Raw genomic sequence first — 21,076 nt, 5'->3', positions numbered from 1 at the left:
GTCAGACGGCTCGGAAGAGCTGCATCGACGTGGCCGAGACCGGGACCGCCTGGCCGGGGACGAACTGCTCCTCCTCGGACGTCGGTGCGTCGTCCGCGGAGTTCCAGATGCGCACGAACGCGGTCACGCCCTCGTGCTCGGGGAGGGTGACCTCGACCGGCTGCTCGACGCCGTGCACGATGAGCAGCACGCGGTCGAGCTCCTCGGACTCCGGCGTGCTCGTCGAGAAGAACTGCAGTGTCCGGTTCCGGGGACTCGTCCAGTCCTCGGTGCTCATGGTCGCGCCCGAGGCGTCGAACCAGTCCATGACGCTCGCGCCGGGCACCGTCGTCCCGGCGGCGGCGAAGTGCTCCGGTCGGAGGGCGGGGTGTTCGCGCCGGAGTTCGAGGAGCCGGCGGCTGTGCGCGAGCAACTGGTCCTGCCAGGGCTCCCTCGTCCATCCGACCCAGGTCAGCTCGGAGTCGTGACAGTAGGCGTTGTTGTTGCCGCGCTGACTCCGCCCGAACTCGTCGCCAGCGGTGAGCATCGGGACACCCGCCGACAGCAGGAGCGTGCCGAGCAGGTTCCGCATCGCCTTGCGACGAGCGGCGAGGATCGCGGGGTCGTCCGTCGGGCCCTCGGCACCGTGGTTGAAGGAACGGTTGTTGTCCGTCCCGTCGCGGTTGGACTCGCCGTTCCCGACGTTGTGCTTGACGTCGTACGAGACGAGGTCGGCCAGGGTGAACCCGTCGTGGGCCGTGATGAAGTTGACGGAAGCCAGCGGACCGCGCTCAGCGGAGAAGGTGTTGCTCGATCCGGCCAGACGGGTCGCGAACCCTCCGATCCCGACCGGGGCGTCCGCCCGTCTCGCGTAGTCGATGTCGGAGAGCCAGAAGTTGCGGACGCGATCCCGGTACCGGTCGTTCCACTCGTGCCAACCGGCGGGGAAGTTCCCCGTCTGCCAGCCGCCCATCCCGACATCCCAGGGCTCGGCGATCATCTTCGCGTCGACGAGCGACGGGTCGTGGACGATCGCCTCGAGCAGGGGGTGGTCGGGCGTGAACTCGACCGCCTCGTTCCGACCGAGCGTCGCAGCGAGGTCGAACCGGAAGCCGTCGATCTGCACCTCGTCCGCCCAGTACCGCAACGAGTCGAGCACGAGCTGCTGGGGGACCGGGTGGCCGAAGTCCACGGTGTTGCCGCAGCCCGTCACGTCGATGTAGGCGCCGGTGGCGTCCTGACGGTAGTAGGTCGCGTTGTCGATGCCGCGGAAGCTCGTGCGGGGGCCGCCGGGCCCCTCTTCGGCGGTGTGGTTGTAGACGACGTCGAGGATGACCTCGAGGCCGGCCTCGTGCAGCAGCTTCACCATTCCCTTGAACTCGCGGAGGACCTCGTCCGCGCCACCCGCCTGAGCCGTCTTCGTCGCGTAGGAGGCGTGTGGACTGAAGAAGTTCAGGGTGTTGTAGCCCCAGTAGTTGACGAGGCCCTGCTTGATGAGACGCTGCTCAGACGTGAACGCGTGCACCGGCAGCAGTTCGACGCTCGTCACGCCGAGATCGTGCAGATGCGCGATCATCGCGGGGTGGGCGAGGCCCGCGTACGTGCCTCGCAGCTCCTCCGGGACATCCGGGTGCAGCTTGCTCAGCCCCTTGACGTGCGCCTCGTACACGACGGTCCGGTCGAGCGGGACACGGGGTTTCTGGACGCCGCCCCAGTCGAACGCGTCGTCGACGACGACAGAACGCCACTGCTCGGCCGACACCCGGGCGAGCCCTCGGGCGTAGGGGTCGAGGAGCAGCAGGCTCGGGTCGAAGGCGTTGTTCGGCGAGGACGGCCCGGAGGCGCGGACCGCATAGCGTCGGCCGAGCACCAGCTCCTCGGAACTCCCACTCCAGACCCCGTCGTCGTCGCGGGTCATCTCGACCGAGTGGGTGATCCAGTTCAGATCCTTGTCGTCGAAGATCACGAGTTCGAGGGCATCCGCGTGCTCGGACCACACACGGAGCTCACCACCGGACGGGCCGAGGCGGACGCCGAGATCGTGGAAGGGGTCACCAGCGTTCATGGGTTCTACAGTAGTGAGTGCGGGAGTGCGCGAAGATCCGCGGACACCGCGGCGAGGGGAGGATCGGCATGGTGGTGTACCTGGACCACGCCGCGACGACCCCGGTGCGATCCGAGGTGATCGAGGCCTACGCGTCCGCCATGGCGACCGTCGGCAACCCGGCCTCCATCCACGGCCCCGGGCAACAGGCCCGCCGCCTCCTCGAAGAGGCACGTGAGCGGGTCGCGGCGACCCTCGGGTGCGACCCCATCGAGCTCGTCTTCACCTCCGGCGGCACCGAATCCATCAACCTCGCTCTCAAGGGGCTCTACTGGCACCGCCAGCAGGATCGACGCCGTGCCGCCGTGCTCGCACCCGCGGGGGAGCACCACGCCACGCTCGACACCGTCGAATGGCTCGAGCGCCACGAGGGCGCATCCCCGCTCTGGATCCCGCTCGACGACCTGGGCCGGGTCTCACTCGACACGGCGGCCGAGCGCTTCGCCGACCACGGCCCCGACATCGCCGTGGCGACGGCGCTCTGGGCGAACAACGAGGTCGGCACCATCCAGCCCGTCGTCCGGCTGGCGGCGCTCGCCGCAGCGGCCGCGGTGCCGTTCCACCTGGACGCGGTCTCGGCCTACGGACACCTCCCCATCGACCTCGCCGACCTTCGCGCCGCATCCGGATCGGTCGGTGCCAATGGTCTCGTCGCGCTCAGCGTCTCCGCGCACAAGATCGGTGGTCCCGTGGGGATCGGAGCGCTGGTCGTGAGCCGCGCAGCCGTGGTGGAGCCGTTGCAGCACGGTGGCGGACAGCAGCGCGGACTCCGCTCCGGCACGCAGGACGTCGCGGCAGCCGTCGGATTCGCCGTCGCCGCGGAGCTCATGGCGCTCGAGCGGACCGCGGAGCAGGAGCGTCTCGGCACCTTGCGCGACCGACTCGTGGCCGGCGTGCGGGCGACCGTTCCGGAGGCCGAGCTGACGGGCGATCCCAGCGAGCGACTCGCGTCGAACGCGAACTTCGTGTTCCCCGGCGCACAGGGAGACTCGATGCTCTTCCTCCTCGACCTCGCAGGGGTGGCGGTCTCGACGGGTTCCGCCTGCCAGGCCGGCGTCCCGGAACCGTCGCATGTCCTGCTCGCGATGGGACGCCCGGAGACGGAGGCCCGATCGGTCCTCCGGATCACGCTGGGTCGGACGACGACCGAGACGGACGTGGACGACTTCCTCCAGGCCCTGCCGCGCGCGTACGCACAGGCGAGTCGGGCCGGTTCCGCCGACCGCGACACGGCGCTGGGCGCTCGTCCCTGAGCAGCCGTCTCGTCACCGCTTGCGGGTGGCCGTCCAGCGGCTGGCGCGTAGACTTGCCCGGTGAAAGTTCTGGCAGCGATGAGTGGCGGAGTCGACTCCGCCGTGGCAGCGGCACGCGCCGTCGACGCAGGCCATGAGGTGGTCGGCGTCCACCTGGCGCTCAGCCGGATGCCGGGCACGCTTCGGACCGGCAGTCGCGGGTGCTGCACCATCGAGGACTCGATGGACGCCCAGCGTGCGGCGAACCTGATCGGCATCCCGTACTACGTGTGGGACTTCTCGGAGCGCTTCAAGCTCGACGTGGTGGACGACTTCATCGCCGAGTACCGCGCCGGCCGGACCCCGAACCCGTGCATGCGTTGCAACGAGAAGATCAAGTTCGCGGCGTTGCTCGAGAAGGCGCTCGACCTCGGGTTCGACGCGGTCGTGACCGGTCACTACGCCACGATCGTCACGAGCCCCGAGGGTGATCGTGAGCTGCACCGCGCGAGTGCCTGGGCCAAGGACCAGTCGTACGTCCTGGGCGTGCTCACCGCCGAACAGCTCGCGCACTCGATGTTCCCGCTCGGCGCGACACCGTCGAAGGCCGAGGTCCGAGCCGAGGCCGCGGAGCGCGGCTTCACGGTGGCGAACAAGCCCGACAGCCACGACATCTGCTTCATCCCCGACGGCGATACGAAGGGCTGGCTGGGGGAGCGGGTCGGCACCGAGACCGGTCAGGTCCTCGACCGAGACGGAGCCGTCGTCGGTTCGCACGAGGGTGCCCACGCCTTCACCGTCGGCCAGCGCAAGGGCCTGCACCTCGGCGTGCCGGCGCCGGATGGACGTCCGCGCTTCGTCCTCGAGGTGCGTCCGAAGGACAACACGGTCGTCGTCGGGCCGAAGGAGGCGCTCGCCATCGGCGAGATCGCCGGTTCGCGCTTCACCTGGGCGGGGAGGACGCCGGAGGTCGGTGTCGCACCGATCCCGTGCGACGTCCAGATCCGTGCGCACGCCGACCCGGTCCCCGCCGCGCTGACGCTCGTCGACGGCGAGCTCGTCGTCCACCCGGAGACGCCACTCGACGGCGTCGCTCCCGGACAGACCGCCGTGCTGTACAGCGGGACGCGCGTCCTCGGCCAGTTCACGATCGACCGCACCGTCAGTGCGGTGCCCGTCGGAGCCGCCGCCTCCGCCTGAGGACCCCAGGAACGACGGAACGCCCGACGAGCCAGGCTCGTCGGGCGTTCCGCGTCGGTCGTCAGGATCGGGTCTGTGCGCCCGCCTTGGACTTCTTGGGCTTCTTGACGAAGAGGGTCTCCGCCTCTTCGAGCGTCAGGCCGTTCGTCTCGGGGATCTTCGCGAGGACGAAGACGAACGAGAGGAGCGCGAACAGCGCGTACATGCCGTAGGTCACCGGCAGGGAGAACGCGGCGAGGGCCGGGAAGCTGACCGTGATGAGGAAGTTCGCGATCCACTGCGCCATCGCCGCGACACCGAGCGCCTTCGCGCGCAGGCGGTTCGGGAAGATCTCGCCGAGGAGCACCCAGACGAGCGGTCCCCACGACGCGCCGAACGCGACGACGAACACGTTGGCGGCCACGAGGGCGATCGTGCCCCAGGGCTGGGGCAGCGAGACCTCGCCGGCGCTGTCGGTGACCGACTGCGTGAACGCGATCGCCATCGCGCCGAGCGAGACCGTCATACCGATGGAACCCGCGAGGAGGATCGGCCGTCGACCGATGCGGTCCACGAGCAGGATGGCGACGACGGTGACCGCGACGTTCGTCACCGAGGTGATGACCGAGATGAGGAGCGAGTCGGACTCCTGGAACCCGACGGCCTTCCACAGCGTCGTCGAGTAGTAGAAGATCACGTTGATGCCGACGAACTGCTGGAAGATCGACAGGATGATGCCGATCCAGACGATCGGCAGGAGCCCGAAGCGTCCGCCCCAGAGGGTCGCCTTCTTCTGCTGCTCATCGTCCTTCACCGCCTGCTCGGCGAGCTTGACGGCGCGATCCACCTCCTCCTGCGGCCAGACGGTCGCGAAGATCCGACGGGCCTCGTCCGACTTGCCCTTGCGGACGAGGAACCGGGGCGACTCGGGGAGCCGCATCGCGAGCACGCCGTAGACCACGGCCGGGAGCGCGCAGGCGATGAACATCCAGCGCCAGGCCTCGACGCCGAACCACAGCGGGTTCGAGGCGCCGCCGGCGGCGCCCGCCAGGACGGAGTCGGACAGGAGCGCGGCGAAGATGCCGAGCGTGATGGCGAGCTGCTGCAGCGAGGCGAGACGGCCGCGGATGGCGCTCGGGGCGATCTCGGCGATGTACGCCGGAGCCACGACCGAGGCGATGCCGATACCGAGCCCGCCGACGATGCGCCAGATCACGAGGTCCCAGGGGGAGAAGGCGAAGCCGGCTCCGAAGGAGGAGATGAAGAACAGGCCTGCACCGAGCAGCATCGTGAAGATGCGGCCGCGGCTGTCGGCGATCCGGCCCGCGAGGTAGGCGCCGAGCGCGCAACCGAGCAGCGCTGACGCGACCGCGAAGCCGATGAGCGCCTCACTGAGCGCGAAGTGGTCCTGCATCGCGTCGACCGCGCCGTTCACCACGGAGGAGTCGAATCCGAAGAGGAAGCCACCGACCGCGGCCGAGACGGAGATGCCGATGACGCGCGCGGTCAGCTGCTTGCTGGTAGGAGCCGCCCCCGTTCCCGGACTGCTGGACTGGGACATGGTTCCTCCGATTCCGCGCGCATGGTTCCTGCGGCACTGCGACACCCTACTCCTCGATGAGACCCGCCCCGACCCGGTTGCGCACATCTGGGAGGACGTGCCGGGTGTCAAGCGCCCGCCGGTGTCGGACGCCGCTCGTAGACTGGACGCCGTGGCGAACAGCACCGGACAGACCCTCCAGCAGGCATCGACCGAGGCCGAGGAACTCACCTCGCGCATCCTCGAGCTCCGCGACGCGTACTACGAGCGCGACGAGTCGCTCGCCTCCGACGAGGAGTACGACGCGATGCTCCGTCGGCTCGAGGAGCTCGAGCGTCTCTTCCCCGAGCTGCAGAGCCAGGACAGCCCCACCCAGACCGTCGGCGGGCGTGCCGAGACCACGCTGTTCGCCCCCGTCACCCACCTCGAGCGCATGCTCAGCCTCGACAACGTCTTCTCGATCGAGGAGTTCCTCGCCTGGGCCGCCAAGGTCGAGCGCGACGCCGGAGGGTCCGTCCAGTACCTCTGCGAACTGAAGATCGACGGCCTCGCCATCAACCTCCGGTACGAGCGCGGTCGCCTCGTGAGCGCGGCCACGCGCGGCGACGGCGTCGTCGGTGAGGACGTCACGGAGAACGTGCGGTACATCCGTTCCATCCCCGAGCGACTGACGTCGTCCGACCCCGGGGTCGAGTTCCCGGAGGTCGTCGAGGTCCGGGGCGAGATCTTCTTCCCGGTCGAGGCCTTCCGCGAACTGAACGCCAATCAGGCGGCGGCCGGTGAACGGGTCTTCGCCAACCCGCGCAACGCGGCGAGCGGTTCCCTGCGCCAGAAGGCGGAGAGCAAGAACCCGGCCCAGCTCGCACTCATGCACGACCGGCTCGGCCGACTGCAGATGCTCGTCCACGGCATCGGCGCGTGGGAACAGCCGCCCGTCGCCCGACAGTCGCAGGTCTACGAGCTCCTGCACAGCTGGGGGCTCCCGACCTCGTCGCACTACCGGGTCCACGACGAGGCGACCGGTGCGGCGGAGTTCATCGAGTACTTCGGCGCCCACCGCGACAGCGTCGAGCACGAGATCGACGGCGTCGTCGTGAAGGTCGACGATCTCGCGCTCCACGGCGAGCTCGGCGCGACGAGTCGTGCTCCGCGATGGGCCATCGCCTACAAGTACCCGCCCGAGCAGGTGACCACGAAGCTCCTCGACATCGTCGTGAGCGTCGGGCGCACCGGTCGCGCCACCCCGTTCGCCGTCATGGAGAAGGTGCTCGTCGCCGGCAGCGAGGTGCGTCAGGCGACCCTGCACAACCAGGACGTCGTGAAGGCGAAGGGGGTGCTCATCGGCGACACCGTCGTTCTCCGGAAGGCAGGCGACGTCATCCCCGAGGTCCTCGGCCCGGTCGTCGAGCTCCGCGACGGTTCGGAGCGCGAGTTCGTCATGCCCGAGCACTGCCCCGAGTGCGGTACCACCCTCGCCCCCGCGAAGGAGGGCGACATCGACCTGCGCTGCCCGAACGCGCGGAGCTGCCCGGCGCAGGTGCGCGGACGCGTCGAGCACATCGGCTCCCGTGGCGCGCTCGACGTCGAGGCGCTCGGTGAGGTGGCGGCAGCGGCGCTCACCCAGCCGGTGGAGCCCGCGGAACCACCGCTGACGACCGAGGCCGGACTGTTCTCGCTCACGATGGCCGACATCTTCCCGGTCACGGTGATCGTCCGCGACAACGAGACCGGTCTGCCCAAGCTCAATGAGGACGGATCCGAGAAGCGCGTCACGCCCTTCCGCCGCCGACGCGCCAAGAAGGACGGCGTGCACGATCCGGCCGCGGCCGAGTTCGATGGCGACGAGTCCTCGGTGCCGTCCAAGAACGCGATCGAACTCCTCGCCAACCTCGACGGCGCGAAGACCCGCCCGCTCGCACGGTTGCTCGTGGCACTGAACATCCGCCACGTCGGCCCGGTCGCCGCCCGGTCGCTCGCGGAGTACTTCGGTTCGCTCGACGCCATCCGTGCGGCCACCCGCGACGAGCTCGCGGAGGTCGACGGCGTGGGCGGGATCATCGCCGACGCGCTCATCGCCTGGTTCGAGGTCGACTGGCATCGCGAGATCGTCGAGGAGTGGACTGCGGCGGGCGTGCAGTGGGCGACACCCGGACACCCTGGGCCTGGCGCGGCGGTCGCGGCCGGTGGTGTGCTGTCCGGTGTCACCGTCGTCGCCACCGGTTCGCTTGAGGGCTTCACCCGGGAGGGTGCGCTGGAAGCGATCGTGCAGGCGGGCGGGAAGGCAGCGTCGAGCGTCTCGAAGAAGACCGACTTCGTCGCCGCCGGCCCGGGTGCCGGGTCGAAGCTCGCGAAGGCCGAAGCACTGGGTCTGCGGATCATCGACGCCGAGCAGTTCGCCTTGCTCGTCTCCGAGGGTCCAGCAGCACTCGGAGAGCCGGAGGCCCCGGCCGCGGATGAGGCCGAGGGTGCGGCGTCCGCCGACGAGGCGCCGACCGACTGAGCTCAGTCCGCGTCGGCCTGCAGCAGCTCGTCGCGGACCTGGCGCCGCAGCACCTTGCCGATGAGCGACTTGGGGAGTTCGTCGACGACGACGACCCGCTTCGGCACCTTGTACGGGGTGAGGATCTCCCGCGCCCAGGCTCGGAGCGCATCCGGATCCACAGTGGCACCGGGAGCCGCGACGACAGCGGCGACCACCTGCTCGCCGGAGTGGGGATCAGGGAGCCCGACGACGGCGGCGTCGGCGACCGACGTGTGTCCGCGGAGGACCTGTTCGACCTCGCTCGGCGACACGTTGAACCCACCGGTGATGATGAGCTCCTTGATCCGGTCGACGACGGTCATGAACCCCTCCTCGTCGATCGACACGATGTCGCCGGTGCGGAACCAGCCTCCTGGGAGCAGGACGGCGGCGGTCTCCTCGGGCTTGTTGTAGTAGCCGTGGAAGACCTGCGGGCCGCGGACGAGCAACTCGCCCGCCTCGCCGGCCGGACGATCGGTCGCCGGGTCGTCGGGATCAACGACGCGCACCTCGGTGCTCGGCAGCGGGAGGCCGATGGTCCCGGGCTTCCGTGCGGTCGAGACCGGGTTCGCGGAGATGACCGGTGAGCACTCGGAGAGCCCGTAGCCCTCGACGAGGAAACCGCCGGACGCGGCTTCGAACGGGACGACGAGGTCGTGCGGCAGCGGCATCGCGCCCGAGATGGCGATCTCGGTGCCCTGCAGTGACACGCCCTGCTCGGTCGCCGCGGTCAGGAGTCGGTCGGCGATGGGCGGGACGGCGGGCAGGAAGGTCGGCGGTCGCTTCTTCATGACCTTGAGGACGAGCGCCGGGTCGAACTTCGGGAAGAGGACGAGGCGCGAGCCCATGCTCATGGCGAACGTCAGGCAGAGCGTCAGGCCGTAGGCGTGGAACATCGGGAGCACCGCGTAGACGACGGCCTCCCCGCGCTTGACCGTGGGCACCCAGGCGCGGGACTGCGCCGCGTTCGCGAGCAGGTTGCCGTGGGTGAGTGCGGCCCCCTTGGGCGAGCCCGTCGTCCCGCTCGTGTACTGGATGAGTGCGAGGGCGTCGGTCGCGGGCTTCGGGTGACTCGCCGGCAGCGGCCCCGAGGTCAGGAGCTGCTCCCACCGCACGGTGCCCGAGACCGGCGCGGTGAGCTGGGCGCGGGACGCTCTCGCCTTCGGGATGGGCAGGCGGAGCGCAGCCCGCATGTGGAGCGGCATCGCCCGGGTCACGTCGATCGTCACGAGCGAGTGCACCGCCAGATCGGCCGGGAAGTCCTGCAGGTGCTCGGCGACCTTGTCCCAGACGATCGCGAACGTCGCGCGGTGGTCCTCGAACTGGTGGCGGAGCTCTTGAGGGGTGTAGAGCGGGTTGTGCTCGATGACGACGGCGCCCAGCCTGAGGACCGCGTAGAACGCGACGATGTGCTGCGGGCAGTTCGGGAGCATGAGGGCGACGGGGTCTCCCGCCCGGACACCGAGTGCGCGCAGGCCGGCGGCGGCACGGGCGATGAGTGCCTCGAGCTCCGTGTAGGTGGTGGTCGACCCGAAGAACTCCAGCGCGACGGCGTCCGGGTAGCTCGCGGCGGAGGCTTCGACGAGATCGCCGAGGCTGCCGGTCTGCTCGGGGATGTCGTCCGGCACGTCGGCGGCGTAGCTGGCGAGCCAGGGACGCTCGTGCGGGGGACGGGGACGGCTGCTCGAGTCGTTCTGGGTCACCGTCCCACTGTAGGGGCGGAGCCCGACGGACGACCACGTCCCTGGCGAATAGACTGGAGCGACCGCCACCGCTACACGTACGGGAGACGCATGTCGGAAATCACTACCGAGCAGGTCGCGCATCTCGCGAACCTCGCTCGAATCGCCCTGAGCCAGGACGAGATCGCCCACCTCACGACGGAGCTCGACTCCATCGTGGACAACATCCAGAAGGTGCAGCAGGTGGCCACGCCTGACGTCCCGGCGACGAGCCACCCGATCCCGCTCGAGAACGTGTACCGCGACGACGTCGTCGGCAACACGCTCACGCGGGAGCAGGCGCTGCAGAACGCGCCGGAGTCGGCCGACGGTCGCTTCAAGGTCTCGGCGATCCTGGGGGAGGAGCAGTGAGCGGGTTGATCGGTCTCACGGCAGCCGAGCTGTCGAGCAAGCTGCGCGCTGGCGAGGTCTCCAGCGTCGAAGCCACCCAGGCGCACCTCGACCGCATCGCGCAGGTCGACGGCGACGTCCACGCCTTCCTCCACGTGTCGGACCACGCACTCGACGTCGCCGCCGACATCGACGCACGCCGTGCCGCGGGCGAGGACCTCGGCGAGCTGGCGGGCGTCCCGCTCGCCATCAAGGACGTGCTGGTCACGACGGACATGCCGTCCACCTCGGGGAGCAAGATCCTCGAGGGGTACCTGTCACCGTTCGACGCGACCGTCGTCGCCCGGTCGCGTGCCGCCGGTCTCGTGCCGCTCGGCAAGACGAACATGGACGAGTTCGCCATGGGCTCGAGCACGGAGCACTCCGCATACGGCCCGACCCACAACCCGTGGGACCTCGACCGCATCCCCGGCGGTTCCGGCGGTGGCTCCGCCGCCGCGGTCGCCGCGTTCGAGGCTCCCATCGCCCTCGGCAGCGACACCGGCGGGTCCATCCGCCAGCCGGCGCACGTGACCGGCACGGTCGGCGTGAAGCCCACCTACGGCGCGGTCAGCCGCTACGGGGCGATCGCGCTCGCCTCCTCGCTCGACCAGGTCGGGCCGGTCAGCCGCACGGTCCTCGACTCGGGCCTCCTCCACGACGTCATCGCCGGGCACGACGCCCTCGACTCCACCTCGCTCCGCGACGTCTGGCCGTCGATGGCCGCTGCGGCCCGCGAGGGAGCGCGCGGCGACGTGCTGCGCGGCCTCCGGGTCGGCGTCGTCACCGAGCTCAACGGTGAGGGCTTCCAGGCCGGCGTGAAGAGCCGCTTCCAGGAGGCGCTCGCGGTGCTGGAGGCGAACGGAGCCGAGATCGTCGAGGTCTCCGCTCCGAACTTCGAGTACGCCGTCGCCGCGTACTACCTCATCCTCCCGGCCGAAGCGTCGAGCAACCTCGCGAAGTTCGACTCGGTGCGCTTCGGCATGCGGGTCACGCCCGAGGGTGGCGGCACGGTCGAGCAGGTCATGTCCGCGACGCGCGAGGCCGGCTTCGGTCCCGAGGTGAAGCGCCGGATCATCCTCGGCACCTACGCGCTGAGCGCGGGCTACTACGACGCCTACTACGGCAGCGCCCAGAAGGTCCGGACGCTCATCCAGCGCGACTTCGCGGCGGCCTTCGACCAGGTCGACGTCCTCGTGAGCCCGAGCGCCCCGACGACGGCGTTCAAGCTGGGCGAGCGTATCGACGACCCACTGGCGATGTACCTGAACGACGTCACCACCATCCCGGCGAACCTCGCCGGCGTGCCCGGCATCAGCGTGCCGATCGGTCTCGCCCCGGAAGACGGACTGCCCGTCGGCATCCAGTTCATGGCGCCAGCACGGGAGGACGCCAGGCTCTACCGGGTCGGCGCCGCCCTCGAGGCGCTCCTCGAATCGACGTGGGGGCACACCCTCATCTCGCAGGCACCCGCTCTCGGAGGTCGGTAACCCATGGCCAAGGACAAGCTCCTCTCCTACGAAGAAGCCCTCGAACTGTACGAGCCGGTGCTCGGCTTCGAGGTGCACGTCGAGCTGAACACCAAGACGAAGATGTTCTCCTCGGCGCCGAACGGCTTCGGTGACGCTCCGAACACGAACATCTCGCCGGTCTGCCTCGGTCTGCCCGGGTCGCTCCCGGTCGTGAACGAGCAGGCGGTGCGGTACTCGATCAGCCTCGGGCTCGCCCTCGGCTGCTCGATCGCACCCTCGAGCCGGTTCGCGCGGAAGAACTACTTCTACCCCGACCTCGCGAAGAACTACCAGATCTCGCAGTTCGACGAGCCGATCGCCTTCGAGGGCTCGGTCGATGTCGAGCTGGCGGACGGCACCATCGTGACGGTGCCGATCGAGCGCGCGCACATGGAGGAGGACGCCGGCAAGCTCACGCACATCGGCGGTTCCACCGGGCGTATCCAGGGTGCCGAGTACTCGCTCGTCGACTACAACCGCGCGGGTGTGCCGCTCGTCGAGATCGTCACGAAGCCGATCTACGGCACCGAGCACCGGGCGCCCGAGATCGCGAAGGCCTACGTCTCCGCGATCCGCGACATCGTCGTGGCGCTCGGCATCTCCGACGCGAAGATGGAGCGCGGGAACCTCCGCTGCGACGCCAACATCTCGCTGCGTCCGCGCGGTCAGGAGAAGCTCGGCACGCGAACCGAGACGAAGAACGTGAACTCCCTGCGTTCCGTCGAGCGCGCCGTCCGCTACGAGATCCAGCGGCAGGCGGCGATCCTCAAGGACGGCGGATCCATCGTCCAGGAGACGCGGCACTGGCACGAGGACACCGGCGCCACGTCCGCCGGCCGGCCGAAGAGCGACGCCGACGACTACCGGTACTTCCCGGAGCCCGACCTGCTCCCGGTCGTGCCGTCGCCCGAACTCATCGAAGAACTCCGAGCCGCCCTGCCCGAGCAGCCGGCCGTCCGCCGTCGTCGGCTGAAGAGCGAGTGGGGCTTCACCGACCTGGAGTTCCAGGACGTCGTGAACGGTGGTCTGCTGAACGAGATCACGGCCACCGTCGAGGCCGGTGCCGCTCCGGCCGCCGCACGGAAGTGGTGGACGGGCGAGATCTCGCGGATCGCGAACCAGCGCGACGTCGAGGCGACGAGCCTCGTGTCGCCCGAGCACGTCGCGGCACTCGCGGCGCTCGTCGAGGCCGGAACGCTCAACGACAAGCTCGCGCGCCAGGTGCTCGAGGGCGTCATCGACGGGGAGGGCACTCCTCAGGAGGTCATCGACGCTCGCGGTCTCGCGCTCGTGTCCGACGACGGTCCGCTGATCGCCGCCATCGACGAGGCACTGGCCGCTCAGCCGGATGTCCTCGCCAAGATCCGCGACGGCAAGGTCCAGGCCGCCGGCGCGGTCATCGGCGCCGTGATGAAGGCGATGCGCGGACAGGCCGATGCGGCGCGTGTGCGCGAACTCGTCCTGGAGCGCGCCTCGCAGTAGCGGTCACTGCTGCCCCCTCGGGCCCGAGCCACCGTCGACGACGGCGGCTCGGGCCCGAGGTCGTCGGCCAGGGGAAGCCCTGGTGCCGACTGCTGGCCCGGCATACACTTCCGCCATGCTGGTCGAAGGCACCATGCGGTGGCAGGTCACGGAAGACGCTCCGATGGCCCTCATGCTGGCGCTCGCGTTCCGCGACATGGCAGGGCTCGGGGAGCGATGCGTCGCGCAGCTTCCCGCGGTCACGCCGGGGCTGGAGCGGGTCGACGTCGCCGGCCTCGACCTCGATGCGCTCGCGGTCCAGTTCGACGGCTGGTGGACCGGGATCGCCCGTCGCGACACGCGCCTCTTCATGGCCGAGGTCCGTCCTCCGCACTTCGAGGTGTTCGATCGAGCCCTCGACCTGCAGGAGCTCGCCTACCGGGCGTACGACGAGGCGCACCGATGGGCGTCGGCTCGAATCCGCGAGTACGAACGCGCGCTCGCAGGTCGATCGCCGAGCCGTCTCACCGACGTCTACGAACTCATCCGCGAGCGTCAGTTCGAGTTGCGTCGGCAATCCAGCTCGTTCCGGTTGGACCTCGAGGTGCTCCCGATCTGCCGACCGGGGGCCTGGGTGGTCGCGCCCGACACGATCGTGGTCAGTGAGTCGCTTCGGGACGACCGGGAGGCCTTCCGCGAGTGGCTACGACCGTTGGTCCACGGCCTGGTCTGATCCGTTCGCGACGCCCTCGACCGGCCGACGGGTCGGGTTCAGGAGCACGACCGCGATGATCGAGCCGAGAGCACCTGCAGCCGCCATGGTGGCGGTGAGCGGGTGGGAGATCTCCGCGAAGGGCATGATGAAGGCGCTCGCGAGCGCGATCCACACGGCGACGTGTGCCGGCTTGCGCTCCGGGTCGAGGCGCAGCTTGCGGGGGTGCTCGACACGGCCGAGGAGTGTGCCGACGCCCGCGAGCAGGACCGCGACGACGAGCAGCACGACCGGTCGGGTCCACCACCATGCCGCGCTCAGCGGTTCCGCGAAGGGGATGCCGAGGGCGAGCTGGAGACCGGCGACCGCGATGATCAGGGGGAGATGCCAGAGGTACACCGTCATCAGCCGGGACCCGATGAGGAAGACGACCGCTCGCGCGGCGCGGGTCCGCATGATGGCGGTGAGCAGTGGGTGCACCAGGGCGAGCAGGGCGAGCTGCCCGACGCCGAGGACGACGAGGGGGAGGGTCGGTGGGTTGAGGTTGCCGAGCATGCTGGTCGAGTACGGCAGCCAGGTCGTGATCGGCACGAGCGCACCGTAGGAGACCAGCACCACGGCCACGAGGAGGAGGCGAGGGACGGTGCGGAGACGACCGTCGGCCAGGAAGAACCCGAACTGCTGCAGCAGCGGCCAGACGAACACCAGGTTGACGAGACCGATGCCCAGGAGGCCGGTCGAGTACCGGACGACGTCGACGAGGATCACGCCGGCCAGCAGTGCCGCACAGGTCAGGACGGGGTGGCGGTCGTGGCAGGTGGCGAGGAACGGGGCGACCGCCTGGCAGAGCAGGTAGGCGGCCAGGAACCAGAGCGGGGACCCGACGCCTGCGGCGACGGCCTCGATGATGGCGGGGTCGACACCGAGCGCCCCGGCGAGCCACAGCCCCGCGGCGAGGAAGAGCAGGACCGGGATCGTCGGCAGGGCGAGTCGGAAGACTCGGGACCGGAGGAAGTCCCTGGTCCCGCCACCACGTCGGACGGTGCTGCGCCAGCCGGTGATCGTCGCGAAGCCGCCCACGATGAAGAACAGCGGCATGATCTGGCCGAACCAGGTACCCGTGTCGAACCAGGGTTGCTGCTCCAACGCTCTGGAGATGCCGATCGTGCCGTCCGGCTCGACCGCCACCGCGACCATCAGGAGGTGGACGATGACGACTGTCATGACGCACGCGACGCGCACGAGGTCGAGGGCGAGGTCCCGCCCGGAGAGGTCTGGGACCGCCGGGGCCGACCCGGTCCGCGTTGGCGTGCTCATCGCCGGACAGCCTAGCGCCGCCGAGCCCTCCCGCCTCGGCCCTTGTGGAGAGCGTGTCGGAGGCGACTGCGACAATGGAGCCATGAGTCGGCAGGATGGAGCGTCTCGTCGCGTCTCGGCGCACGATGCCGACGACAGCGGTACCCCCATCCTCCACGTCGACATGGACGCGTTCTTCGTCTCGGTCGAGCTCTTGGAACGGCCCGAGCTGCGCGGTCTGCCGATCATCGTCGGCAACAAGGAGGGGCGGTCGGTCGTCACCTCCGCCAGTTACGAGGCCCGCCGGTACGGCGTGCGCGCGGCGATGCCAGTGTCCCAGGCGATGCGCCTCTGTCCGAGCGCCGTCGTGTTGCCGCCCCACCACGGCCGGTACCGCGAGTACTCCGACCGGGTGATGGAGGTGTTCGAGTCGGTCACGCCGCTCGTCGAGCCACTGAGCATCGACGAGGCGTTCCTCGACGTGTCCGGTGCGGTCCGGTTGCTCGGGAGCCCACGGACGATCGCCGCACTCGTGAAGCAACGGGTCCTCGACGCGACCGGCCTGCCGTGCTCGGTCGGCCTCGCGTCGACGAAGTACGTCGCGAAGCTCGCCTCCGGCCTGTCGAAGCCCGACGGTCTGCTGGTCGTGCCGGCCGACGAGACCCTGGCGTTCCTCCACCCGTTGCCGGTCGGTGCGCTGTGGGGCGTCGGTGGGCGGACGGAGGAGCAGCTGACGAACCGGGGCATCCGGACCATCGGTCAGCTCGCGTCCACCCCGCTGTCGATGCTCCAGCGCGCGGTCGGTGAGGCCTCCGGTCGCCGACTCCTCGAGCTCGCGAACGGGATCGATCCGCGCGGCATCGAGCTGGCACGACGCGAGAAGAGCGTCAGCCACGAGGTGACCTTCCCGACGGACGTGTCCGACCCGACCATCCTCAAGCGCGAGCTGCTGAACCTCGCCGGTCTCGTCGCGATCCGGCTCCGGAAGGGCGGCTACGCCGGACGGACGATCAGCATCCGCGTCCGCTATGCGGACTTCAGCGTCGTCACCCGGTCGCGCACCATCGGCGAGGCCACGAACGTCGGGCGCCGGGTCTACGACGAGGCGGCGTCGCTCTTCGACGACCTCGATCGCGGTGGACGCCTCGTGCGCCTCGTCGGGGTGAAGGTGGACCAACTCGTCCCCGCCGATGAGGCCGGTGCCGGGCTCTGGGACCCGGACGAGGAGTGGCGTGAAGCCGAGCAGACGATCGACCGGGTCGCGAGCCGGTTCGGCGATCTCGCGATCGCTCCCGCCTCCCTCCTCGGCAAGCCGAGGCGTCGCGGACTCGGCAGTCGCGGAGACTCGCAGGGTGCTGGGAGCACGGATCAACCCCTTGGACCGGTGGATACCGAGCGGTAGCCTCGCGGTATGACGAATCTCGTGGAGAAGCTGGCAGAACAGGCGAAGGGGCTCGGCGTGTCCGCAGCCTACGGGGAGCAGCAGGACGTCGACGGCACGAAGCTCGTGCCCGTCGCACTGACGTACTACGGCTTCGGCGGCGGCTCCGAGGGCGACGGCGACGACGCCCCGAGCGGCGGCGGTGGCGGTGGCGTCTCGATCCCGGTCGGTGCCTACATCAAGACCGACGAGGGTCTCCGTTTCGACCCGAACCTCATCTCGCTCATCGCCGTCGCGATCCCGTTCATCTGGGTGAGCGGCAAGGCTCTGGCCGGCCTGATCAAGGCCCTCAAGAAGTAGCCCTCCCCGTCGCACCCCTGTCGTGCGACTGCGCACGGCAGGGGTTAGACTCGTGCCACCACGGGAGTCCGGTGAACCGGGCTGAGAGGAAGGTATTCGCCTTCGACCGTCGAACCTGATCTGGATCATGCCAGCGCAGGGAGACCATTTCTCGCTATCCCGTGCTCTTTTCCGTCTACAGGAAGGGCACGTATCGTGTCAGCATCGACCAAGATCTCACCCTCTGAACGCGTTGCGTCGCGGACCTTGCGCTGGAGGGTCGTCGACATCGTCGTGGTCGCCGTGCTCGGCGTCGCGACCGGCCTCATCTTCTGGGCGTGGAACACGCTCGGATCACTCTGGTACGCGGGCGCCAGCGCCGTCACGCCCGGTTTCGGCGGGATCGCCGTCGGGATCTGGCTCCTCGGTGGGGTGCTCGGCGGACTCATCATCCGGAAGCCCGGCGCTGCGCTCCTCGTCGAGACCATCGGAGCGATCGTCTCCGCCCTCATCGGCAACGCATGGGGTGTCACGACGGTGTACTCCGGCCTCGCTCAGGGCCTGGGGGCCGAGCTGGTGTTCGCGGCGCTCGCGTACAAGCGCTTCGGCCTCGTTCCGGCGATCCTCGCCGGTGCCGGAGCCGGGGCCGGCGCATGGCTCCTCGAGCTCGTGATGTCGGGCAACCTCGAGAAGGGTGTCGAGTTCAACGCGATCTACCTCGGTTCGCTGCTGGTCTCGGGCGCGATCCTCGCCGGTGTCGTCGGCTGGGCCCTCGTCAGGGCACTCGCGTCGACCGGGGCGCTCAGTCGGTTCGCCTCGGGGCGGGACGCTCGGCGCGAGGTCTGATCGTGCCGGGAACGGCTGCGACCGGTCCGGCGCGCGTCGTCGCGCGGGACTGGGGGTGGCGTCATGCCGGTCGGAAGGCCTGGGCGGTGCGCGACCTCGACCTCGTGATCGAACCGGGCGAACGGGTCCTCCTCCTGGGGGCGTCCGGTGTCGGCAAGTCGACGCTGATCCACGCACTGGCCGGCGTCCTCGGCGGTGCGGACGAGGGGGAGTCCCACGGCTCGCTCCTCGTGGACGGCGTTCCGCCTGAACGAGCGAGGGGTCGCATCGGGCTCGTGCTGCAGGATCCCGACTCGCAGGTGATCCTGTCCAAGGTCGGCGACGACGTCGCCTTCGGCTGCGAGAACCTCGGCGTCGAGCGCGAGGAGATCTGGCGCCGCGTCGACGCCTCGCTGGAGGCCGTCGGACTGGACCTGCCGCTGGACCACTCGACCTCGGCGCTGTCCGGCGGTCAGAAACAGCGGCTGGCCCTCGCCGGCGTACTCGCCATGCACCCCTCGCTCCTCCTGCTCGACGAACCGACCGCGAACCTCGACCCGGCCGGGGTGGCGGAGGTGCGGGACGCCGTCGCTCGGCTGGTCGATGACGGTTCGTCCACCCTGGTCGTCATCGAACACCGCGTCGACGTCTGGCGCGAGCTGATGACCAGGGTCGTCGTGCTCGACGCCGACGGCGGTGTCCTCGCCGACGGGCCACCCGACCTCGTCCTCGACGACGTCGGGCAGCGCCTGGCCGATGCGGGCGTCTGGGTGCCGGGCATCCCGCTGGGGTTGGCCCCTCGTCCGGTGTCCGGCCCATCAGCGGCGGTCATCACGACCGACGACCTGGCGATCGGTCGAACGCGGAAGCAGCCGGTGCAGGAGCACCTGGGGCTCGCGGTGCCCGAGGGCGCGGCGACCGTCATCGTCGGCCCCAACGGGGCGGGGAAGTCCACGCTCGCGCTCACGCTGGCGGGACTGCTGCCGGAGATCACGGGGACGGTGACCGCCGCTCCGCAGCTCGCCGGCAGGCTGGGATCCCGGCCGATCCGCTGGAAGTCCACCGAGTTGCTCACGCGCATCGGGACGGTCTTCCAGGATCCCGAGCACCAGTTCGTCTCATCGACCGTGCGGAACGAGCTCGGTGTCGGCCTGCAGGCCCTCCGCTGGTCCCGGACCGCCATCGACGAGCGGGTCACCGAGATCCTCGAGGCGCTCGGTCTCGGGCGTCTCGCCGAGGCGAACCCGTTCAGTCTCTCGGGCGGTCAGAAGCGCCGGTTGTCGGTGGCCACCGTCCTCGCCGCCCGGCCGGCGGTCATGGTCCTCGACGAACCGACGTTCGGGCAGGATCGACGCACGTGGTTGTCACTCGTCCGCCTGCTGCAACATGAGCTCGAGCGCGGCGCGACGATCGTCTCCGTCACGCATGACGCGGGGGTCGTCGAGCATCTGGGCGACCATCGCATCCTCCTCGAACCGCTGGAGCTCGGGAGGCGGGCCGCATGACGAGCGTCACTGCAGCGGAGCGCTCGACGGTGTTGCACCATCGACCGCCACTCGACCGGGTGAATCCGGTGACGAAGGTGCTGGCCGTCCTCATCCTGTCCGTCCCGTTGCTGCTGACGATCGACTGGGTGAGTGCGAGCACGGCGGTGCTGCTCGAAGTGATGCTGTTCCCGCTCTCCGGCCTGCGGTTCACCGCGTTGCTGAAGCGGGCGCTGCCGGTGCTCGTCTTCGCGCCCATCGGCGGGATCAGCATGCTGTTGTACGCGAAGCCGGGAGGGACGGAGTACCTGTCGCTCGGGTTCGTCCGCGTGACGGACAACTCGATCGAACTGGCGGTCGCCGTGACGATCCGCGTGCTGGCGCTCGGTCTCCCGACGATCCTGCTCTTCGCGCGGGTGGATCCGACCGATCTGGCCGACGGCTTGTCCCAGATCGCGAAGCTGCCGTCGCGGTTCGTGCTCGGGATCCTCGCTGGAGCGCGGATGCTCGGACTCTTCATCGACGACTGGCGCAGTCTCGCGCTCGCCCGTCGTGCCCGTGGGCTGGGGGACCGGGGAGTGGTCCGGCGGTTCGCGTCCATGGCGTTCGTCCTGCTGGTGTTCGCCATCCGCCGCGGGAGCAAACTCGCGACGGCGATGGAGGCGCGGGGGTTCGGGGCACCGATCGAACGCACCTGGGCCAGACCGTCCCGCCTGGGCCGGGCCGATCTCATTGCCGTCCTGGTGACGATCGTGATCATGGCCCTCGCGCTGTCCACGGCGGTCCTCGCCGGTACGTTCCGGGTCGTGGGCCAGTGAGCGCGGTTCCGCCGGTCCTGCTCATCGACGGACGGTCGGGCACCGGGAAGACGACGCTCGCCTCCTCGGTGGCGTCCGCGTTGACGGCCAGCACGGTCGTCCACATGGACGACCTGTATCCGGGGTGGGAGGGGCTCGACGAGGGCGCTCGACTCCTCGTCGAGTGGATCCTGAAGCCGTTCTCCGAGCGGCGCGCGGGGGAGTGGCGGCGCTGGGACTGGGAACGGTCCGACCGCGCGGAGGCGCACCTCGTGCCGAGCGACCGTCCACTCATCGTCGAGGGTTGCGGGTCATCGTCGCTGTCGTCGCGGGTGTGCGCCGACACGGTGCTGTGGCTCGACGCGCCGGTGGTGCAGCGCACCGACCGCCTCATCGGGCGCGGTGACGGTGTCGACTGGCTCGCGGGATGGACCCTCCAGGAGGATGCGTTCATCGAGCGGGAGCGGCCCGACCTCGACGCCGGTCTCCGCATCGAGGCGACCGGTGCGCCGGACCAGGTCTCATCCCTCGTCCTCGACGCCCTCGCGCGCGACGAAGCGAAACGCTGGAGCCCCTGGCTCCGTTCCTGAGACCCACGGTCCGG

17 protein-coding genes and 1 riboswitch are annotated in these 21,076 nt (G+C 69.9%); of the genes, 13 read left to right on the top strand and 4 right to left on the bottom strand.

Features of this window, described 5'->3' with window-relative positions; translation table 11 throughout:
• Position 1: 1 nt before the first annotated feature.
• The gene (gene glgX, locus IFT89_RS07020; protein ID WP_202938578.1) at positions 2 to 2,044 is read right to left on the bottom strand and encodes a glycogen debranching protein GlgX; all 2,043 of its coding nucleotides are present in this window, start codon (positions 2,042 to 2,044) and stop codon (positions 2 to 4) included.
• 68 nt (positions 2,045 to 2,112) lie between these two features.
• Here glgX and IFT89_RS07015 point away from each other — a divergent pair, with 68 nt between their 5' ends.
• Both IFT89_RS07015 and mnmA read left to right on the top strand, forming a co-directional pair.
• A complete protein-coding gene (locus IFT89_RS07015) occupies positions 2,113 to 3,336 on the top strand; it encodes a cysteine desulfurase family protein (protein WP_202938577.1) in 1,224 nt (407 codons plus the stop codon).
• A gap of 60 nt (positions 3,337 to 3,396) precedes the next feature.
• Positions 3,397 to 4,515 carry a tRNA 2-thiouridine(34) synthase MnmA gene (gene mnmA, locus IFT89_RS07010; RefSeq protein ID WP_240043902.1) on the top strand — a complete coding sequence of 373 codons (1,119 nt, stop codon included), beginning with the start codon at positions 3,397 to 3,399 and terminating at the stop codon, positions 4,513 to 4,515.
• 61 nt (positions 4,516 to 4,576) lie between these two features.
• Here mnmA and IFT89_RS07005 read toward each other — a convergent pair whose 3' ends face one another.
• Positions 4,577 to 6,055, bottom strand: a complete 1,479-nt coding sequence (locus IFT89_RS07005; protein WP_079705678.1) for a sugar porter family MFS transporter — start codon at positions 6,053 to 6,055, stop codon at positions 4,577 to 4,579.
• 151 nt (positions 6,056 to 6,206) lie between these two features.
• Here IFT89_RS07005 and ligA point away from each other — a divergent pair, with 151 nt between their 5' ends.
• A complete protein-coding gene (ligA, locus tag IFT89_RS07000) occupies positions 6,207 to 8,534 on the top strand; it encodes an NAD-dependent DNA ligase LigA (RefSeq protein ID WP_202938576.1) in 2,328 nt (775 codons plus the stop codon).
• Between the two features lie 2 nt (positions 8,535 to 8,536).
• Here the strand turns inward: ligA and IFT89_RS06995 are convergent, their stop codons facing one another.
• A complete protein-coding gene (locus IFT89_RS06995) occupies positions 8,537 to 10,258 on the bottom strand; it encodes a long-chain-fatty-acid--CoA ligase (RefSeq protein WP_307783468.1) in 1,722 nt (573 codons plus the stop codon).
• 90 nt (positions 10,259 to 10,348) lie between these two features.
• On the opposite strand from IFT89_RS06995, the gene gatC reads away from it, so the two are divergent.
• The 4 genes from gatC (at position 10,349) to IFT89_RS06975 (ending at position 14,371) form a co-directional block, all read left to right on the top strand.
• Entirely contained in the window at positions 10,349 to 10,648 is a 300-nt protein-coding gene (gene gatC, locus IFT89_RS06990) for an Asp-tRNA(Asn)/Glu-tRNA(Gln) amidotransferase subunit GatC (protein WP_064295120.1), read from the top strand.
• On the top strand, positions 10,645 to 12,156 hold the full coding sequence (gene gatA, locus IFT89_RS06985; RefSeq protein WP_202938574.1) for an Asp-tRNA(Asn)/Glu-tRNA(Gln) amidotransferase subunit GatA: 1,512 nt from the start codon (positions 10,645 to 10,647) through the stop codon (positions 12,154 to 12,156). The genes gatC and gatA overlap by 4 nt, the downstream gene beginning before the upstream one ends.
• A 3-nt stretch (positions 12,157 to 12,159) precedes the next feature.
• Entirely contained in the window at positions 12,160 to 13,659 is a 1,500-nt protein-coding gene (gene gatB / locus IFT89_RS06980; protein WP_079705682.1) for an Asp-tRNA(Asn)/Glu-tRNA(Gln) amidotransferase subunit GatB, read from the top strand.
• Between the two features lie 115 nt (positions 13,660 to 13,774).
• Positions 13,775 to 14,371, top strand: a complete 597-nt coding sequence (locus IFT89_RS06975) for a hypothetical protein (protein ID WP_086473539.1) — start codon at positions 13,775 to 13,777, stop codon at positions 14,369 to 14,371.
• On the opposite strand, the gene IFT89_RS06970 is transcribed toward IFT89_RS06975, so the two are convergent.
• Positions 14,342 to 15,667: an acyltransferase family protein gene (locus IFT89_RS06970; protein ID WP_202938573.1), complete on the bottom strand. Its 1,326-nt coding sequence runs from the start codon at positions 15,665 to 15,667 to the stop codon at positions 14,342 to 14,344. The two genes, IFT89_RS06975 and IFT89_RS06970, sit on opposite strands and share 30 nt — an antisense overlap.
• A gap of 82 nt (positions 15,668 to 15,749) precedes the next feature.
• On the opposite strand from IFT89_RS06970, the gene dinB reads away from it, so the two are divergent.
• The 6 genes from dinB to IFT89_RS06940 all read left to right on the top strand — a co-directional run bounded on the left by dinB (position 15,750) and on the right by IFT89_RS06940 (position 21,062).
• Positions 15,750 to 17,048: a DNA polymerase IV gene (dinB, locus tag IFT89_RS06965; RefSeq protein ID WP_085510654.1), complete on the top strand. Its 1,299-nt coding sequence runs from the start codon at positions 15,750 to 15,752 to the stop codon at positions 17,046 to 17,048.
• 9 nt (positions 17,049 to 17,057) lie between these two features.
• On the top strand, positions 17,058 to 17,387 hold the full coding sequence (locus IFT89_RS06960) for a hypothetical protein (RefSeq protein ID WP_079705686.1): 330 nt from the start codon (positions 17,058 to 17,060) through the stop codon (positions 17,385 to 17,387).
• Positions 17,388 to 17,437: 50 nt separating this feature from the next.
• A riboswitch (TPP riboswitch) is annotated at positions 17,438 to 17,546 on the top strand.
• 36 nt (positions 17,547 to 17,582) lie between these two features.
• Complete coding sequence (locus tag IFT89_RS06955) at positions 17,583 to 18,212, top strand: ECF transporter S component (RefSeq protein ID WP_194644445.1); 630 nt, start codon at positions 17,583 to 17,585, stop codon at positions 18,210 to 18,212.
• A gap of 86 nt (positions 18,213 to 18,298) precedes the next feature.
• Positions 18,299 to 19,696 carry an ABC transporter ATP-binding protein gene (locus IFT89_RS06950; protein ID WP_202938572.1) on the top strand — a complete coding sequence of 466 codons (1,398 nt, stop codon included), beginning with the start codon at positions 18,299 to 18,301 and terminating at the stop codon, positions 19,694 to 19,696.
• Complete coding sequence (locus IFT89_RS06945; protein WP_137241846.1) at positions 19,693 to 20,493, top strand: energy-coupling factor transporter transmembrane component T family protein; 801 nt, start codon at positions 19,693 to 19,695, stop codon at positions 20,491 to 20,493. Before IFT89_RS06950 ends, IFT89_RS06945 begins: the two co-directional genes overlap by 4 nt.
• The gene (locus IFT89_RS06940) at positions 20,490 to 21,062 is read left to right on the top strand and encodes a hypothetical protein (RefSeq protein WP_202938571.1); all 573 of its coding nucleotides are present in this window, start codon (positions 20,490 to 20,492) and stop codon (positions 21,060 to 21,062) included. The genes IFT89_RS06945 and IFT89_RS06940 overlap by 4 nt, the downstream gene beginning before the upstream one ends.
• Positions 21,063 to 21,076: the final 14 nt, after the last annotated feature.

It is taken from the genome of Plantibacter sp. CFBP 13570, from assembly GCF_014841395.1.
In the GTDB taxonomy this organism is placed as follows: Bacteria; Actinomycetota; Actinomycetes; order Actinomycetales; family Microbacteriaceae; genus Plantibacter; species Plantibacter auratus.
This window is presented reverse-complemented; position numbering and strand designations above follow the sequence as displayed.

What these genes read in the sequence shown, in the direction of transcription:
- glgX (WP_202938578.1), bottom strand. Translation starts at nt 2,044, where the DNA reads ATGAACGCTGGTGACCCCTTCCACGATCTCGGCGTCCGCCTCGGCCCG.
- IFT89_RS07015 (WP_202938577.1), top strand. Translation starts at nt 2,113, where the DNA reads ATGGTGGTGTACCTGGACCACGCCGCGACGACCCCGGTGCGATCCGAG.
- IFT89_RS07005 (WP_079705678.1), bottom strand. Translation starts at nt 6,055, where the DNA reads ATGTCCCAGTCCAGCAGTCCGGGAACGGGGGCGGCTCCTACCAGCAAG.
- gatC (WP_064295120.1), top strand. Translation starts at nt 10,349, where the DNA reads ATGTCGGAAATCACTACCGAGCAGGTCGCGCATCTCGCGAACCTCGCT.
- gatB (WP_079705682.1), top strand. Translation starts at nt 12,160, where the DNA reads ATGGCCAAGGACAAGCTCCTCTCCTACGAAGAAGCCCTCGAACTGTAC.
- IFT89_RS06975 (WP_086473539.1), top strand. Translation starts at nt 13,775, where the DNA reads ATGCTGGTCGAAGGCACCATGCGGTGGCAGGTCACGGAAGACGCTCCG.
- IFT89_RS06970 (WP_202938573.1), bottom strand. Translation starts at nt 15,667, where the DNA reads ATGAGCACGCCAACGCGGACCGGGTCGGCCCCGGCGGTCCCAGACCTC.
- dinB (WP_085510654.1), top strand. Translation starts at nt 15,750, where the DNA reads ATGAGTCGGCAGGATGGAGCGTCTCGTCGCGTCTCGGCGCACGATGCC.
- IFT89_RS06960 (WP_079705686.1), top strand. Translation starts at nt 17,058, where the DNA reads ATGACGAATCTCGTGGAGAAGCTGGCAGAACAGGCGAAGGGGCTCGGC.
- IFT89_RS06945 (WP_137241846.1), top strand. Translation starts at nt 19,693, where the DNA reads ATGACGAGCGTCACTGCAGCGGAGCGCTCGACGGTGTTGCACCATCGA.